This window comes from Streptomyces triticagri (genome assembly GCF_003429565.1).
Taxonomy (GTDB): domain Bacteria; phylum Actinomycetota; class Actinomycetes; order Streptomycetales; family Streptomycetaceae; genus Streptomyces; species Streptomyces triticagri.
In genome coordinates this window covers 17,717-33,541 of the sequence record NZ_QUAK01000064.1, presented here as the reverse complement: position 1 = coordinate 33,541, position 15,825 = coordinate 17,717, and the positions used below count along the sequence as shown (strand labels likewise).

Below are 15,825 nucleotides of genomic sequence, written 5' to 3'. Positions count from 1 at the left end.
ACAGTGGGGCCATGAGTGAGCATTACGAAGTCGTGGTACTGGGTGCGGGTCCGGGCGGTTACACCGCGGCGGTCCGCAGCGCACAACTCGGCCGCAAGGTCGCCGTGATCGAGGAGAAGTACTGGGGCGGCGTGTGTCTGAACGTCGGCTGCATCCCGTCCAAGGCCCTGCTGCGCAACGCGGAGCTCGCGCACATCGTGACCCGGCAGGCGGAGAAGTTCGGCATCCGGACCGAGGGCCAGGTCACGGTCGACTACGGAGCCGCCTTCAAGCGCAGCCGTGAGGTCGCCGACGGCCGGGTGGCCGGCGTCCACTACCTGATGCGCAAGAACAAGATCACCGAATACGACGGCCGCGGCACCTTCACCGACGACCACACCCTGCAGGTGTCCCTTGCCGACGGCGGGACCCGCACGGTGACCTTCGACCACTGCATCATCGCCACCGGTGCCACCACCAGGCTGCTGCCCGGCACGAGCCTCAGCGACCGGGTCGTCACGTACGAGGAGCAGATCCTCGACCAGGAACTGCCCGGCAGCATCGTCATCGCGGGCGCCGGCGCGATCGGCGCCGAGTTCGCCTATGTGCTGCACAACTACGGCGTGGACGTCACCGTCGTGGAGTTCCTGGACCGCATGGTGCCCACCGAGGACGCCGATGTGTCCAAGGAACTCGCCAAGCACTACCGCAAGTTGGGCATCAAGGTGCTCACCTCGACCCGGGTCGACGCGATCGACGACTCGGACCCGTCGAAGCCCGTCAAGGTCACCGTCACCAAGGGCGACACCCAGGAGGTCCTGGAGACCGACAAGGTGCTGCAGGCCATCGGCTTCGCGCCCCGCGTCGAGGGCTACGGCCTGGAGGCGACCGGCGTACGCCTGACCGAGCGCGGCGCGATCGACATCGACGGCCGGGGCCGCACCAGCGTCCCGCACATCTACGCCATCGGCGACGTGACCGCCAAGCTGATGCTCGCGCACGCGGCCGAGGCGATGGCCGTGATCGCGGCGGAGACCATCGCGGACGCGGAGACGATGGAGGTCGACTTCCGGATGATTCCGCGGGCGACCTACTGCCAGCCGCAGGTCGCCAGCTTCGGATACACCGAGGCGCAGGCCCGCGAGGCCGGCTTCGACGTCCAGGTGGCCAAGTTCCCGTTCACCGCGAACGGCAAGGCGCACGGCCTCGGCGAGCCGGTCGGCTTCGTCAAGGTGATCAGCGACAAGAAGTACGGCGAACTGCTCGGCGCCCACCTCATCGGTCCCGAAGTCACCGAACTTCTCCCGGAGTTGACGCTGGCTCAGCAGTGGGACCTGACCGTGCACGAGGTCGGCCGGAATGTGCACGCGCACCCCACGCTCGGTGAGGCGGTCAAGGAAGCGGTGCACGGACTCGCCGGCCACATGATCAATATGTGACGCGAACGCAGCACGCCGCCCGCCCGCGCCACGATCGACCACGGCGCGGGCAACGCCCTCCACCGGCCGGTGAGTTCAGGCCGGCCGGTGGATCAGGCGTCCGGTGACCCGCTTCGGTGTCAGCACCACCCACTGCTCGCGCGGACCGCCAGCCCAGGGCGAGTTGGGTGAATGCGCGTCCAGGCGCTGTTGCTCGGCCGGCCCGTACACCTCACGCGCCTCGCCGACGAAGAGCACACTCCAGCCGGTGCGTGTCACCTCGTCGATCCGGTCCACCTCGAACGCCACCGTCTCGCCCGCCGCCCCGGCGACGACGGTCCCCGCCGCCGTACGGAACGCCGGATGCCCGTCCGGTGTGACCACATAGTTGACCGGCACCACCACCGGGAGCCCGTCCCTGTCGGTGCGGCCGATCCGGCCGATGCCGTGCGAGCCCACCAGATCCCGGCAGTCGTGTTCGGACAGCCGTACCAGATCGGCGTCGCGGGCCGCGGGCGCGCGGCCCGGCGGCTGGTCGAGATCCGCCCCGGCCAGTTCGGCCGGCGAGCTGCCCAGCGCATCGGCGACCCGGGTGACGAAACCGATGCCGGGGGCGGCGGGATGGTTCTCCACATAGTGGATGTACTCCGGCGACGAGCCCACCCGCTCCGCCAGTTCGTCCACGGTCAGCCCGTGGTCACTGCGCAGCGCGGCCACTCTGCGGCCCAGATCGCTCCCCGCGGAGGCGTCGCCCTCGGCCTTGGCCCGCGGATCGGCAACGCCCCGTGCATCGGACATGCCCTGCGGATCGGTACCGTCCGTCATCGCCGCTCCTTCGCCGATTGCCGCACCCATTGTCCGCCGCTGCCCGCCGGGTCGCACATGCGTGGCCGGTACGGTCCCACGATGATGTCGGATTTCCGCCAGCCGATGCCCTGACCATCGGTGAAGCTTGACCCATGCACACCGACACCGAGAGCTGCGTACGGGCCGTCCAGGCGAAGGACGCGCGGTTCGACGGCTGGTTCTACACAGCCGTCGTGACCACCGGCATCTACTGCCGGCCCAGCTGTCCCGTCGTGCCCCCGAAACCGCGCAACATGCGCTTCTTCCCGAGCGCGGCAGCCTGTCAGCAGGCCGGCTTCCGCGCCTGCAAACGCTGCCGCCCCGACACCACCCCCGGATCCCCGCAGTGGAACCACCGGGCCGACGCCGTCGCCCGCGCGATGCGTCTGATCGGCGACGGAATCGTCGACCGGGAGGGCGTCACCGGACTTGCGGACCGCCTCGGCTACAGCACCCGGCAGATCGAACGCCAACTCCTCGCCGAACTCGGCGCAGGCCCGCTCGCCCTGGCCCGCGCCCAGCGCGCCCGGACCGCGCGGCTGCTCGTCGAGACCACCCGACTGCCGCTCGCGGACGTCGCGTTCGCGGCCGGCTTCGCCTCCGTCCGTACGTTCAACGACACCGTACGAGAGGTCTACGCACTCACGCCGGGAGAACTGCGCGCGCGGGCCGGAGGGCGCCCGCCGAAGTCCGCGGACGCGACCCCGGGAGTCCTCGCCCTGCGGCTGCCGTACCGGGCGCCGCTCAACCCCGGCAACCTCTTCGGCCACCTCGCCGCGACGGCTGTGCCGGGCGTGGAGGAGTGGCGCGACGGCGCCTACCGGCGCACCCTCCGACTGCCGCACGGCCACGGAGTGGTCGCCCTCGCCCCGGCCGAAGGACACATCAGATGCCGGCTCTCGCTCACCGACCAGCGCGATCTCGCCGTGGCCATCGCGCGCTGCCGCCGGCTCCTCGACCTGGACGCCGATCCCGTCGCCGTCGACGACCAGCTGCGTACGGACCCGCTGCTCGCGCCGCTCGTGGACAAGGGGCCGGGGCGCCGGGTGCCGCGCACGGTGGACGAGGCGGAGTTCGCGGTCCGCGCCGTGCTCGGCCAGCAGGTCTCCACGGCCGCGGCCCGTACCCACGCGGCCCGCCTTGTCACCGCGCACGGCGAAGCGATCGACGACCCCGAGGGCGGTCTCACCCACCTCTTCCCGTCACCGGCCGCGCTCGCCGCCCTGGACCCGGCATCACTCGCGCTGCCACACAGCCGCCGTACGACGCTCACCACCCTGGTCGGCCGGCTCGCCGACGGCTCGCTCCGGCTGGGCGTCGAGGGCGACTGGGCCGAGGCCCGGGCCCGGCTGACCGAACTGCCCGGCTTCGGCCCGTGGACCGTCGAGGTCATCGCGATGCGTGCGCTCGGCGACCCGGACGCGTTCCTGCCCACCGACCTGGGCGTCCGGCGGGCGGCCGAGAGCCTCGGCCTGCCGTCCACCCCGGCCGCCTTCACCGCACGTGCGGCCGCCTGGCGCCCGTGGCGTGCGTACGCCGTCCAGTACCTCTGGACCGTCGACGACCACCCGATCAACCATCTGCCGTCGTGACCGCGACGGCCCCGCGCACTGTGAATGTGAGGAAGCACCGATGCGTACCCACACCGTGATCGACAGCCCCTACGGCCCGCTCACCCTCGTCGCCACCGACGGCGTCCTGTCCGGTCTCTACATGACCGAGCAGCGACACCGCCCGCCCGAGGAGACCTTCGGCGACCGGGACCCCTCCGGCTTCGAGGAGGCGACGCGCCAACTGCACGCCTACTTCGCGGGCGAGCGCACCGACTTCGACCTGCCGCTCAGCCTGCTCGGCACCGACTTCCAGCGCACCGTCTGGGCCGAGCTGCGCCGCATCCCGTACGGCGAACGCCGCAGCTACGGCGAGCTCGCCGAGTCCATCGGCGCACCCGCGGCGGCCCGTGCGGTGGGTCTGGCCAACGGCAAGAACCCGATCGGCATCATCGTGCCCTGCCATCGCGTCGTGGGGGCCGACGGCAGCCTGACGGGATACGGGGGCGGGCTCGCCCGTAAGCAGCGGCTGCTCGACTTCGAGGCGGGATGATCGATCATTTCCGGTCGGATCGCGCCCGGCATCGCCCGCCATCGGCCGATTTGGACACCCTCCTCCGCCGGTGGTCGCGAGGCCGGGCATGGGCAGGAGCCCTCCGGGCCGGTTAAGGTCGCAGCGGCGCGACGGCCTTGCCGCGAGCGAGGCCCAAGAAGCAAGGGGTACCAAGGTGGCGGACGCAGTAAATGCCGCAAGCACGACGGCTCACGGCAGGGACCGTGTGCTGATTGCCGCGGACAAGTTCAAGGGATCGCTCACGGCCGTGGCCGTCGCCGAGCATGTCACGGCCGGTCTGCGCCGCGTCGTGCCGGAGCTGAGCGTCGAGGCGCTGCCCGTCGCCGACGGCGGTGACGGCACGGTCGCCGCGGCGGTCGCGGGCGGGTTCGAGCGCCGTGAGGTGCGGGTGACCGGTCCGGTGGGGGCCGAGGTGACCGCCGCGTACGCGCTGCGCGGCGACACCGCGGTGGTCGAGATGGCCGAGGCCTCCGGCCTGCAGCTGCTGCCGGACGGGGTGTTCGCCCCGCTCACCGCGACCACGTACGGCTCGGGCGAGCTGTTGCGCGCCGCGCTCGACGCGGGTGCGCGGACCATCGTCTTCGGCGTCGGCGGCAGTGCCACGACCGACGGCGGGGCCGGGATGCTGGCCGCGCTCGGGGCACGGTTCCTGGATGCGGACGCTGAGCCGGTGGCGCCAGGCGGCGGGCCGCTGCGCGACCTGGTGACCGCAGACCTGTCCGGACTCGACCCGCGGTTCGCGGACGTCGACCTCGTCCTCGCCAGCGATGTGGACAATCCGTTGACGGGCCCGAAGGGCGCGCCCGCGGTCTACGGGCCGCAGAAGGGGGCGAGCCCGGAGGACGTCGAGACGCTGGACGCGGCGCTCGCGCACTTCGCGACGGTCCTGGAGAAGGCGGTCGGGCCGCAGGCGGCGACCCATGCGAAGGCGCCCGGGGCGGGCGCTGCGGGTGGCATCGGGTACGGCGCCCTGGTGGGCCTGAACGCGAGCTTCCGTCCCGGGATCGAGGTGATGCTCGACGTCCTGGGCTTCGCGCCGGCCCTGGAGCGGGCCACGCTGGTGATCACGGGCGAGGGCTCCCTCGACGAGCAGACCCTGCACGGGAAGGCGCCGGCTGGGGTCGCGGCGGCGGCGCGGGCGGCGGGCGTCGAGGTCATCGCGGTGTGCGGACGGCTTGCGCTGCCGGCGGAGGCGTTGGGGGCGGCGGGGATTCGCCGTGCGTATGCCCTCACGGACATCGAGCCGGATGTCCAGCGGTGCATCTCCGATGCGGGGCCGATCCTGGAGAGCCTCGCCGCGCGGATCGCGGAGGACTACGTGTCCTGACCGGGGTCTTCTATTGCATGACCGCCGCAGGTCGGCGACGACGTAGCTGACCGGCCACCACGTCGCCGGGCGGGCATCATCCAGCCGGTCAGGCACCATCCAGCCCGTCCGGCGTTTGAGGACGAGGCCGCCAGGCCGATGCATTTCCAGCCTGTCCGGCGTTTGAGGACAAGGCCCGTTCAGGGCCGTTGCGGTTCCAGGCGTAGGCCTGGCGGCCTCGTCCTCAAACGCCGGACGGGCTGAAAAATGTCCTCAAACGCCGGACAGGCTGGGTGGTGCCGGACGGGCTACGTCGTGCCGGACGGGCTGGACGTCAGGCGGTGCGCGTCCAGTGCGAGGGCTATTTCCGTGAGGTCGCGAGGGCGGGACAGAGAGCGGGACGTGAGTTGCTCCAAGCGCCGCAGGCGGTTGAAGACCGTGTTCCGGTGACAGTAGAGACGCCCCGCCGCCCGCCCCGCCGACCCCTCACAGGCGAGCCACGCATCGAGCGTCTCGAGCAGCACCGCCCGATCCGCCGGATCCAGCGCGAGCAGCGCCGCGAAGACATCGGACACGAGCAGCTCCGCCAGGTCCGGCTGACTGACCACGAGCGCGGCCGGCATCCGCCGGTCAAGCCGCACGATCCCGCTCGCGTCCGGCGGACACGTACGCAGCGCAAGCTCCGCGAGCCGCCGCGCCCGCCCCAGCTCCGCGAGCCCCGCCACCACGGGCGAGACCCCGCCGGGCCCGGGTGCCGCACTGCCGAGGAGCTCGGCCAGCGCATCGAGGCCGGTGTCCGCGGCGAGCGACGCCACCCCCAACTCGTAGTCCGCACGCATCCGCCACACACACCGCACCCCCGAGCCCTGCACGAGCCGATGGAACGGCTCCCGCCCGTCACGCCGTTCGACCCGCAGCGCCACCACCGCGTACCGCCCCTGCTCGGGCAGATCGAGCCCGGCCGCCGCACGGGAGGTGAGGCCGGGCGAGCGGTCGCCGTCCAGGAGCGCGTCGAGCAGCGCCTTCAACCGCTCGTCGGTCCGCCGGCGCAGCTCCAACTCCGTACTCCGATACGCCTCCGAGACGGTGTCGGCCTGTTCGTCGACCGCCCGCCACACCATCGTCGCCGACAGCATCAGGACCGCGAGCCGCTCCGGCCGCCGGCTCGAGGACTCCTCCACGAGCCGCTCCCAGACCAGTTGACCCGCCTGCCGATAGGCGTGCACCAGCAGGTCGAGCGGCAGCCCCTGTTGCGCACGCCGCCGGCCGAGCTGCTCGGCGTGCTCCAGATCCCGGCGCGGCGAGGCCCGCGGCGCCCGGATCGCCTCGATCCCGATGCGCATCGCCTCCTGCGCCTCCTGCCAGTGCTGGTCGTGCGGGATCACCCGGGCGTACGTCGGCGAATGCGCCGCAAGCCGCCGCAGGTACTCGTCGACCAGGTCCGGCAGTCCTTCGAGCAGACCGCCGCAGGCCTCTGCAAGGAGTTTCCAGTCGTGCCCCGTCCGGGGCCTGCGCCCACCCATGGGCCGGAGCATGCCATCGCGGACGGCACCCCGGCAGGCCCCTGACAAGGGATGTTGTGCTCGTGCACAATGCCGCGCCACCCCCACTGGTCACCGGCAGCGATTAGCCAGGGGCACGTAGACGTACCGACCGGTCGGTGCTGGGCTGTGCGCCACCGACCGGGCCGCGCAGGGCGGCCGGGCGATCCAGGGAAGGGGAGCCATGGGGGGTGCCGCACTCGCCGTACGAGATCTCGTCGCCGGATACGGACCCGTGAGCGCACTGCGCGACGTGTCGATCGACGTGCCCGACGGAGCCGTCGTGACCGTCCTCGGCGGCAACGGAGCGGGCAAGTCCACACTGCTGCGGGCCATTTCGCGGACCCTGTCGTTCCATGGCGGAGCCATGACCGGCGGGAGCGTGACCCTCGACGGCCGGCCCCTGGACGGCCGGGGCGCCGACCGGGTCGTCGCCGCCGGAGTGTCCCAAGTGCCGGAGGGCCGCCAGGTGTTCGCCCGGATGACCGTGGAGGACAACCTGCGGGCCGGCGCCCTCGGCGCACGCGGTCCGCGCACCGCGAAGGCCGCCGCCCTGCGCCGCGTCCACGAACTGTTCCCCGTGCTCGCCGAACGCGCCCGGCAGCAGGCCGGACTGCTCTCCGGCGGCGAGCAGCAGATGCTCGCCGTGGGCCGCGCCCTGATGGCCTCCCCACGCCTGCTGCTGCTCGACGAGCCCTCGCTCGGCCTCGCCCCGCTGATGGCCGCCCGTATCGGCGACACCATCCGCGAGATCAACGGCCAGGGCACCTCGGTGCTCCTGGTCGAGCAGAACGCGGCCCTCGCACTCCGCCTCGCCACCCATGCCTACGTCCTCGAAGTCGGCGAGGTGACCCTCTCCGGCCCCGCCGCCGAACTGGCCGCCTCCGACGAAGTGCGCCGCCGCTACCTCGGCGTGGTCGACGAGACCGCAGCCGACGACGCCTCCCGCGCCACGGCCGCCCACCCCGTGCTCAGCCGCTGGGAGGACAGCCGATGACCGCCGTACCGGCCCTCGAGGTCACCGGCCTCACCGTGCGCTTCGCCGGTCTCACCGCCCTGGACGCGGTGGACTTCCGTGTCGCGCCCGGCACCGTGCACGCCGTGATCGGACCCAACGGCGCGGGCAAGTCCACCTGCTTCAACGTCCTCTCCGGCGTCTACCGCGCCGCCTCCGGCAGCGTCCGCCTCGGCGACGAAGAGCTCACCGGACTGCCCCCGCACCGGATCGCCGCACTCGGAGTCGCCCGCACCTTCCAGAACCTCGCCCTGCCGCCCACCGCCACCGTCGCCGACAGCCTGCTGCTCGGCCGGCACCGCCTGACCCGTACCGGCTTCGTCGCCGCGGGCCTGCGCCTGCCGTCCGCCCTCCGGGAGGAGCGCCGGCACCGCGAACGAGTCCGTGAGATAGCCCAGTTCGTCGGCCTGGGCGACGCACTCGACCGCCCCGCGGGCTCCCTGCCGTACGGCGCGCAGAAGCTCGCCGAACTGGCCCGCGCCCTGTGCATGGAACCCAGCCTGCTGCTGCTCGACGAACCGGTGGCCGGCATGACCGCCGACGAACGGCGCCGCACCGCGGCCGTCATCGCCGGCGTCCGCGACAGCCTCGGCATCTCGATCGTCCTGGTGGAACACGACATGGGCGTCGTGATGCGCCTCGCGGACACCGTCACCGTCCTCGACTTCGGCCGCCGCATCGCCGACGGCACCCCCGCCGCCGTACAGAACGACCCGGCGGTCGTACGCGCCTACCTGGGCGAGGACGCGGAGGAACCCTCATGACCACCTTCGCCGAACTGCTCCTGAACGGCGTCTCGCTCGGCTCCGTCTACGCCCTGATCGCCCTCGGCTTCGTGGTGATCTTCAAGGCCACCGAGGTCGTCAACTTCGCCCATGCGTCCCTGCTGCTCGCCGGCGGCTACGTCACCGCGGTGCTGCACGACGACATCGGCTTCTGGCCGGCGCTCCTCGCCGGAGTCGCGGGTGCCGCCCTTGTCGGTGCGGCCGTCGAGTTCCTGGTGATGCGCCGCTACCGCGGCCGCGACCACAGCGTCCTCGCCATCGTCACCATCGGCGTCGACATCCTCCTGGTCACCGAGCTGACCCGGCGCATCGGCACCAATGTGCTGGCCGTCGGCGACCCCTGGGGCGACGCCGTGCTCACCATCGGCTCCGTCACCATCGCCGAGACACGGGTGGCCGCACTGATCGCTGCGGGCCTGCTCATCACCGCCTTCCTGCTGGTCTTCCGGCACACCTCGTGGGGCGTGGCGATGCGGGCCGCGGCGGAGAGCGCCGAGACCGCCGCCCTGATGGGCGTACGGCTCGGCCGTGTGTCCCTCGGCGCCTGGGCGGTGGCGGGCGGACTCGCGGCGGTGGCCGCCCTGTTCCTCACCGTCTTCCCGACCCCGGGGCTCGAACGCTCCACCTCGCTCGCCGCGATGAAGGCCTTCCCCGCGGCGATTCTCGGCGGCCTCGACTCCACCACCGGAGCCCTGGTCGGCGGCCTCACGGTCGGCGTCACCGAGTCACTCGCCACCGGCTACCAGAGCGATCTGACCTTCCTCGGCCGCGGCCTCGGCGACCTCGCACCGTATCTGGTGATGATCGTGATCCTGCTCGTCAGGCCGGCCGGACTGTTCGGTACGAAGGAGCTCGCCCGTGTCTGACGCACCAGGAACGACCGTCGTGGCGGGCAGGGGAGCACCGCCGGCGAAGACCGCCCTGCGCCCCGCCTGGCCACCCCGCCCCCGTACGTACCTCTGGATCGCGGGCTCTGTGCTGCTGCTCGCGCTGCCGTTCTATCTCGACCGGTTCTGGCTGCAGGCGGGCCTGTTCGCGATGGCCGCGGCGATCGGCGCGATCGGCATCAACATGCTCACCGGCTCCACCGGCCAACTCTCCATGGGTCACGCCTTCTTCCTGGCCGTAGGGGCGTACGGATACTGCGCCTTCGCCGGCGACGGCGGCGACGAGCTGACCGGACTGGGCCTGCCCACCGCCGTCGCCGCGGTCCTCGCGGTGGCCCTCGCGGGTCTGGCCGGCGGGCTCTTCAGCCCCATCGCGGGCCGGCTGCGCGGCGCCTATCTCGGCATCGCCACCCTCGCCCTGATCTTCATCGGCCAGCATGTGCTCTTCAACGCCCACGACCTGACCGGCGGCTTCAACGGCCGGGACGTGCCGCCCCTGAACATCCTGGGCTTCCGCTTCGACGACAGCGAACTGGTCGTCGCGGCCATCCCGTTCGGCTCCGCCGAGAAGCTCTGGTACGCCGGACTCGTGCTGCTCGCCGGCTGCGCACTCTTCGCCCGCGGAGTGCTGCGCGGCCGGCCCGGCCGGGCGATGAACGTGATCCGCGACCATCGCATCGCGGCCGGTGTGATGGGCGTGCCGGTCGCCCGCTACCGGGCGGCGGCCTTCGTCCTGTCCTCGATGTACGCGGGCCTCGCGGGCGTCCTGCTGGCCCTGGTCTTCCAGCGGACCGTGCCCGACTACTTCGGCATGGTCCTGTCACTCGAGTACCTCGCCATGATCGTGATCGGCGGCCTCGGCTCGGTCGCCGGGGCGGTGGTCGGCGCGGCCTTCGTCTCGCTCCTGCCGCAGGTGCTCACGCGCTACAGCGACGCCCTGCCGCTGGTCGCCGAATCGGGCACCGGCGGCGTCGCGCCGGGCGAGGCGGCCCGCTATCTGTACGGCGCCGCGGTCGTCGCGGTCGTCCTGTTCTTGCCGGGCGGCCTGATCAGGCTGGTCACCCGCCGAACCGCACCCCCGAAGCACCCCGACAAGCCCACACCTGGAACTCCAGGACCCTCAGGGGAGGAACGATGAACGCGCAGACCAGGACCCACCGGGCCAGGCGCTCCACCCGGGCCGCGGCCACCGCGCTCGCCACGCTGCTCGCCCTCGGCGCGGCCGCCTGCAGCTCCAAGGCGACCGACGGCGACGACGGCGGCAAGGCGGGCGCCGGGGGAGTGAAGACCGGCGACGGCGTCACCGACAAGAAGATCCCGCTCGGCGCCCTCACCGACCGCACCGGCGTCTACGCCACCCTCGGCAAGAGCGTCACCCAGGCACAGCAGCTGTATGTGAAGCAGACCAACGCCGCGGGCGGCATCTGCGGCCGCAAACTCTCCCTCACGGTCCGCGACCACGGCTACGACCCGCAGAAGGCGGTGGCCGCGTACACCGAGTTGGAGCCGAAGGTGCTCGGCTTCGCCCAGTTCATCGGCTCCCCGTTCGTCGCCTCGGTGGACGGCCGCATCCGCTCCGACAAGGCCCTGGTCATCCCGCAGGCCTGGTCCGCGGATCTGCTCGGCAACCCGTACGTCCGGGTCCTCGGCTCCACGTACGACCTGGAGACGATCAACGCGATCGACTTCCTGTTGAAGGAGAAGGGCCTGAAGAAGGGAGACAGGATCGGGCACGTCTACTTCGAGGGCGACTACGGCGAGAATGCCCTGGCCGGCTCCCGGCACATGGCCAAGGAGTCCGGTCTGACCGTCGTGGAGCAGAAGATCAAGCCGACCGACAACGACATGTCGGCGCAGGTCGTCGCCCTGAAGAAGGCCGGAGTCAAGGCCGTGGTGATCAGCGCCGGCCCGCGCCAGGCCGCCTCTCTGGTGGGCGTGGCGGCCGCGAGCGGCCTGAAGGTCCCGGTGATCGGCAACAACTCGGCGTTCGCCCCGCAGCTCCTGGCCACCCAGGCGGGCCCGGCGCTCGAGAAGATGTATTACGTCTCCACGCCCTCGCTGCCCATCGGTGACAAGGCCGAGGGCCCGAGCAAGCTGGCGAAGGACTATGCGGCCGCCTATCCGAAGGACGCGCTGGACAACGGCGTGGTCGCGGGCTGGACGGCGGCCTCCACCTTCGGCGAGGCCCTGAAGCGGGCCTGCAAGGCCAAGGACCTCACACGCGAGGGCGTCGGCAAGGCCCTCCTGACGATGGACTCCTACGACACCGGCTTCGGCGCCCAGGACTTCTCCGACCCACAGGCGCCCTCGTCGACCGAGAGCGTGATCATCCGCCCGGACAAGGGCGCGAAGGGCGGCTCGTCGGTGGTCAGGGAGGCCGGCACGGCGGCCGAGGCGAAGGACTTCACACCCGGCGAGGACTGATCCCACGGAGAATGTGCAGATACGACGAGGGCCCCGAACCGATCGCGCCGGTTCGGGGCCCTCGTCGTACGTACGTCTGCGGCGGGTCGATCAGGGCAGCTGGGCCGCCCGTGCGTCCCGGCGGTTGCCGCGGAAGTTGTTCACCCGGCGGGCCGTGGCGAACAGCGGGATCACCGCGCCGAGCACCAGCTGCAGCGCGCAGCCGGTCTGCAGGAGCAGCTGGCCGCCGGGGGCGTCGAAGGCCCAGGCCGCGAGCAGCCCCATGGCCGCCACGATCCAGGAGAGCATCGCCACCGCCAGCGGGCCGCGCGGCTTCGGGTACTCGACCCGGCTCACCATCAGCCAGGCGGTGCCCACGATCGCGAGCAGCGTCGCCACGAAGGGCAGCTCGAGGAGCACGATCGAGACCACGGTGAGCGCACCGAACGGGCTCGGCATGCCCTGGAAGGTGCCGTCCTTCAGGGTCACGCAGGAGAATCTGGCAAGCCGCAGGACCACCGCCAGAAGCACCACGATCGCCCCCACCGCGGCCACCCGCTGGTGCGCGTCGTCCGCGACCATGCCGTAGACGAGGACGAAGTACGCCGGCGCGAGGCCGAAGCTGATCAGGTCCGAGAGGTTGTCCAGCTCGGCGCCCATCGGCGAGCTGCGCAGCTTGCGCGCGACCAGTCCGTCGAAGAGGTCGAAGACGGCCGCGCACAGCATCAGGATCACGGCCGTGGCCGCGCTGTGCCGGGCCATGCCCGACTCGTCGCTGCCCATCAGGTGCGGGATCAGGATGCCGGTCGTGGTGAAGTACACGGCCATGAAGCCGCAGGTGGCGTTGCCGAGGGTGAGGGTGTCCGCTATCGACAGCCGCATGGACAGCGGCATGTCTTCGGTCGGGTCGTCCTCGTCGTCGGCTCCGGGCGCCCACCCGGTCGGTGTGTCGGGATCAAGCACGGTCAATGCGAGTCACCCCAGCCACGGTCTTCTGTCCGACCTCGACATCGACCTCGACTCCTTCGGGGAGGTAGAGGTCGACGCGGGAGCCGAACCGGATGAGGCCGATCCGCTCGCCCTGCTCCACCTTCGTGCCCTGCGGGATGTACGGGACGATACGGCGGGCCACCGCGCCGGCGATCTGCACCATCTCGATGTCACCGAGCTCGGTGTCGAAGTGCCACACCACCCGCTCGTTGTTCTCGCTCTCCTTGTTGAACGCCGGGACGAATCCGCCCGGTACGTGCTCCACGGAGGTCACCGAGCCGGCCAGCGGCGCACGGTTCACGTGAACGTTCAACGGGCTCATGAAGATCGCGACGCGGGTGCGTCCGTCCTTCCACGGCATGATGCTCTGCACCACACCGTCGGCCGGGGAGATGACCCGGCCCTGAGTGATCTCGCGCTCGGGGTCGCGGAAGAACCACAGCATCCCCGCCGCAAGCGCGGTGGCGGGGACGGCCACGGCCTTCGCGGCGCCGGAACGGCGCGAGCGGGCGAGGCTGATGGCTGCGGTGGCGACGGTCGGCAGGAGCCACGGCGATGCTCCGCGAGCAAGTCGGCCCCTGAGGGCGCCGTCGCGTGGTGCAGAGGTTTGGCTGTGGGGCATGGATGACCTTCGTAGCGGATGATGCCGCGCAGTGACGGGGGACGGCGGCTTTCGGGGATGGTACCGGTTGCGGGCTGCAACTGGGCAAGCCAGGAAGCCGAGTCGGCGGCCGAAGAGTGTTGACTCGGCGTGAGCTTCATCCCGAAGGAAACATCCCGAAAGGGATATTCAGCCCTGGAGTCGATACTCTTCGAGTAGCCGCCTGCCAATGATCATTTTCTGGATCTCGGCGGTACCTTCGCCGATCAAGAGCATGGGTGCCTCGCGGTAGAGACGCTCGATCTCGTACTCCTTCGAGAACCCGTAACCGCCATGAATCCGGAACGCGTCCTCCACGACCTCTTTGCAGTACTCGGAGGCGAGGTACTTCGCCATCCCTGCTTCGAGGTCGTTTCGCTCTCCGGAGTCCTTTTTGCGTGCTGCGTTCACCATCATCGCATGGGCGGCTTCGACCTTGGTGGCCATTTCGGCCAGCTTGAACTGGATCGCCTGGTGGTGGGCGATGGCCTTGCCGAAGGTGTGCCGCTGCTGCGCGTAGGAGACGCCCAGTTCGAAGGCACGCTGCGCGACACCGCAACCACGGGCCGCGACATTGACCCGGCCGACTTCCACGCCGTCCATCATTTGGTAAAACCCGCGGCCAGTGGTGCCGCCGAGCACGCGATTGGCCGGAATGCGCAGTCCGTCCATGATGAGTTCGGTCGTGTCGACGCCCTTGTAACCCATCTTCTCGATCTTGCCGGGAATGGTGAGTCCGGGGCGCACCTCACCGAATCCGGGCTCCTTCTCGACAAGGAAAGTGGTCATCGACTTGTGCGCCGGAGTGCCCTCGGGGTGTCCTTCGTCACTTCGGCACAGAACAGCGACCAGAGTGGACGAACCGCCGTTCGTCAGCCACATCTTCTGGCCGTTGAGGACGTACTCCTCGCCGTCCTGAACACCCTTGGACGTGATCGCCGACACATCGGAGCCGAGCGCCGGCTCGGACATCGAGAACGCGCCCCGCACCTCGCCGGCCGCCATCCGCGGCAGGAAGGTGTCCTTCTGCTCCTGCGTGCCGTGCTGTTTGAGCATGTACGCCACGATGAAGTGGGTGTTGATGATTCCGGAGACGCTCATCCAGCCACGGGCGATCTCCTCCACGCACAGCGCGTAGGTGAGCAGCGACTCGCCCAGACCGCCGTACTCCTCGGGGATCATCAGGCCGAACAGGCCCAACTCCTTGAGTCCGTCCACGATCGCTTGCGGATACTCGTCGCGGTGCTCGAGCTCCGTGGCGACCGGGATGATCTCCTTGTCGACGAAGTCCCGGACGGTGGAGAGGATCTCCTGCTGGATGTCGGTGAGACCGGCGGTCTGCGCGAGTCGGCTCATGGTTACTTCTTCTCCTGCGTCTTCTTAGGAGCGTCGAGCAGCTCGGGGCGGCCCGGCTGCTCGCCGCCGCGCTCCTTGATGTACGTCTCGGTGGGCACCATCACCTTGCGGCGGAACACGCACACGAGCGTGCCGTCCTGCTTGTAGCCCTTGGTCTCCACATGCACGATCCCGCGGTCGTTCTTCGACCTCGACGGCGTCTTGTCCAGGACGGTCGTCTCGCCGTAGATCGTGTCGCCGTGGAAGGTCGGCGCCACGTGCTTCAGCGACTCGATCTCCAGATTGGCGATCGCCTTGCCCGAGACGTCCGGCACGGACATGCCGAGAAGCAGCGAGTAGATGTAGTTGCCCACCACGACGTTCTTGCCGAAGTCCGTGGTGCTCTCCGCATAGTTGACGTCCATGTGGAGCGGGTGGTGGTTCATGGTGAGCAGACAGAACAGGTGGTCGTCGTACTCGGTCACCGTCTTCCCGGGCCAGTGCTTGTACACGTCCCCGACGGTGAACTCTTCGTAGGTGCGGCCGAACTGCATGA

General features: G+C 70.7%; 15 protein-coding genes. 9 read left to right on the top strand and 6 right to left on the bottom strand.

Annotated elements, in window-relative coordinates:
• Positions 1–11: 11 nt before the first annotated feature.
• On the top strand, positions 12–1,418 hold the full coding sequence (gene lpdA / locus DY218_RS11385; protein ID WP_128555836.1) for a dihydrolipoyl dehydrogenase: 1,407 nt from the start codon (positions 12–14) through the stop codon (positions 1,416–1,418).
• Between the two features lie 75 nt (positions 1,419–1,493).
• On the opposite strand, the gene DY218_RS11380 is transcribed toward lpdA, so the two are convergent.
• The gene (locus tag DY218_RS11380; protein ID WP_233521516.1) at positions 1,494–2,222 is read right to left on the bottom strand and encodes a helix-turn-helix domain-containing protein; all 729 of its coding nucleotides are present in this window, start codon (positions 2,220–2,222) and stop codon (positions 1,494–1,496) included.
• 134 nt (positions 2,223–2,356) lie between these two features.
• Between DY218_RS11380 and DY218_RS11375 the strand changes: the two genes are divergently transcribed.
• From DY218_RS11375 to DY218_RS11365, 3 genes are all read left to right on the top strand, one after another.
• Positions 2,357–3,835, top strand: coding sequence for a DNA-3-methyladenine glycosylase 2 family protein (locus tag DY218_RS11375; protein ID WP_128555835.1), 1,479 nt, complete (start codon positions 2,357–2,359; stop codon positions 3,833–3,835).
• A 40-nt stretch (positions 3,836–3,875) separates the two neighbouring features.
• Positions 3,876–4,346, top strand: coding sequence for a methylated-DNA--[protein]-cysteine S-methyltransferase (locus DY218_RS11370; RefSeq protein WP_128555834.1), 471 nt, complete (start codon positions 3,876–3,878; stop codon positions 4,344–4,346).
• Between the two features lie 226 nt (positions 4,347–4,572).
• Positions 4,573–5,694, top strand: coding sequence for a glycerate kinase (locus tag DY218_RS11365; RefSeq protein ID WP_407703604.1), 1,122 nt, complete (start codon positions 4,573–4,575; stop codon positions 5,692–5,694).
• A gap of 287 nt (positions 5,695–5,981) precedes the next feature.
• Here DY218_RS11365 and DY218_RS11360 read toward each other — a convergent pair whose 3' ends face one another.
• Positions 5,982–7,196, bottom strand: a complete 1,215-nt coding sequence (locus DY218_RS11360; protein ID WP_128555832.1) for a PucR family transcriptional regulator — start codon at positions 7,194–7,196, stop codon at positions 5,982–5,984.
• Between the two features lie 202 nt (positions 7,197–7,398).
• Here DY218_RS11360 and DY218_RS11355 point away from each other — a divergent pair, with 202 nt between their 5' ends.
• The 5 genes from DY218_RS11355 to DY218_RS11335 are packed head-to-tail and all read left to right on the top strand — an operon-like array spanning position 7,399 to position 12,325.
• Positions 7,399–8,211, top strand: coding sequence for an ABC transporter ATP-binding protein (locus DY218_RS11355; protein ID WP_128555831.1), 813 nt, complete (start codon positions 7,399–7,401; stop codon positions 8,209–8,211).
• Complete coding sequence (locus DY218_RS11350) at positions 8,208–8,993, top strand: ABC transporter ATP-binding protein (RefSeq protein WP_128555830.1); 786 nt, start codon at positions 8,208–8,210, stop codon at positions 8,991–8,993. The genes DY218_RS11355 and DY218_RS11350 overlap by 4 nt, the downstream gene beginning before the upstream one ends.
• Positions 8,990–9,880, top strand: a complete 891-nt coding sequence (locus tag DY218_RS11345) for a branched-chain amino acid ABC transporter permease (RefSeq protein ID WP_128555829.1) — start codon at positions 8,990–8,992, stop codon at positions 9,878–9,880. Before DY218_RS11350 ends, DY218_RS11345 begins: the two co-directional genes overlap by 4 nt.
• A 55-nt stretch (positions 9,881–9,935) precedes the next feature.
• A complete protein-coding gene (locus DY218_RS11340) occupies positions 9,936–11,039 on the top strand; it encodes a branched-chain amino acid ABC transporter permease (RefSeq protein WP_233521532.1) in 1,104 nt (367 codons plus the stop codon).
• Positions 11,036–12,325 carry an ABC transporter substrate-binding protein gene (locus DY218_RS11335; protein ID WP_128555828.1) on the top strand — a complete coding sequence of 430 codons (1,290 nt, stop codon included), beginning with the start codon at positions 11,036–11,038 and terminating at the stop codon, positions 12,323–12,325. Before DY218_RS11340 ends, DY218_RS11335 begins: the two co-directional genes overlap by 4 nt.
• A gap of 90 nt (positions 12,326–12,415) precedes the next feature.
• Here DY218_RS11335 and pssA read toward each other — a convergent pair whose 3' ends face one another.
• From pssA to DY218_RS11315, 4 genes are all read right to left on the bottom strand, one after another.
• Complete coding sequence (pssA, locus tag DY218_RS11330; RefSeq protein WP_128555827.1) at positions 12,416–13,273, bottom strand: CDP-diacylglycerol--serine O-phosphatidyltransferase; 858 nt, start codon at positions 13,271–13,273, stop codon at positions 12,416–12,418.
• The gene (locus DY218_RS11325; protein ID WP_128555826.1) at positions 13,260–13,916 is read right to left on the bottom strand and encodes a phosphatidylserine decarboxylase; all 657 of its coding nucleotides are present in this window, start codon (positions 13,914–13,916) and stop codon (positions 13,260–13,262) included. The genes pssA and DY218_RS11325 overlap by 14 nt, the downstream gene beginning before the upstream one ends.
• Positions 13,917–14,084: 168 nt before the next feature.
• Positions 14,085–15,290, bottom strand: coding sequence for an acyl-CoA dehydrogenase family protein (locus DY218_RS11320; RefSeq protein ID WP_128555825.1), 1,206 nt, complete (start codon positions 15,288–15,290; stop codon positions 14,085–14,087).
• A 2-nt stretch (positions 15,291–15,292) separates the two neighbouring features.
• The gene (locus DY218_RS11315; RefSeq protein ID WP_128555824.1) at positions 15,293–15,823 is read right to left on the bottom strand and encodes a MaoC family dehydratase; all 531 of its coding nucleotides are present in this window, start codon (positions 15,821–15,823) and stop codon (positions 15,293–15,295) included.
• Positions 15,824–15,825: the final 2 nt, after the last annotated feature.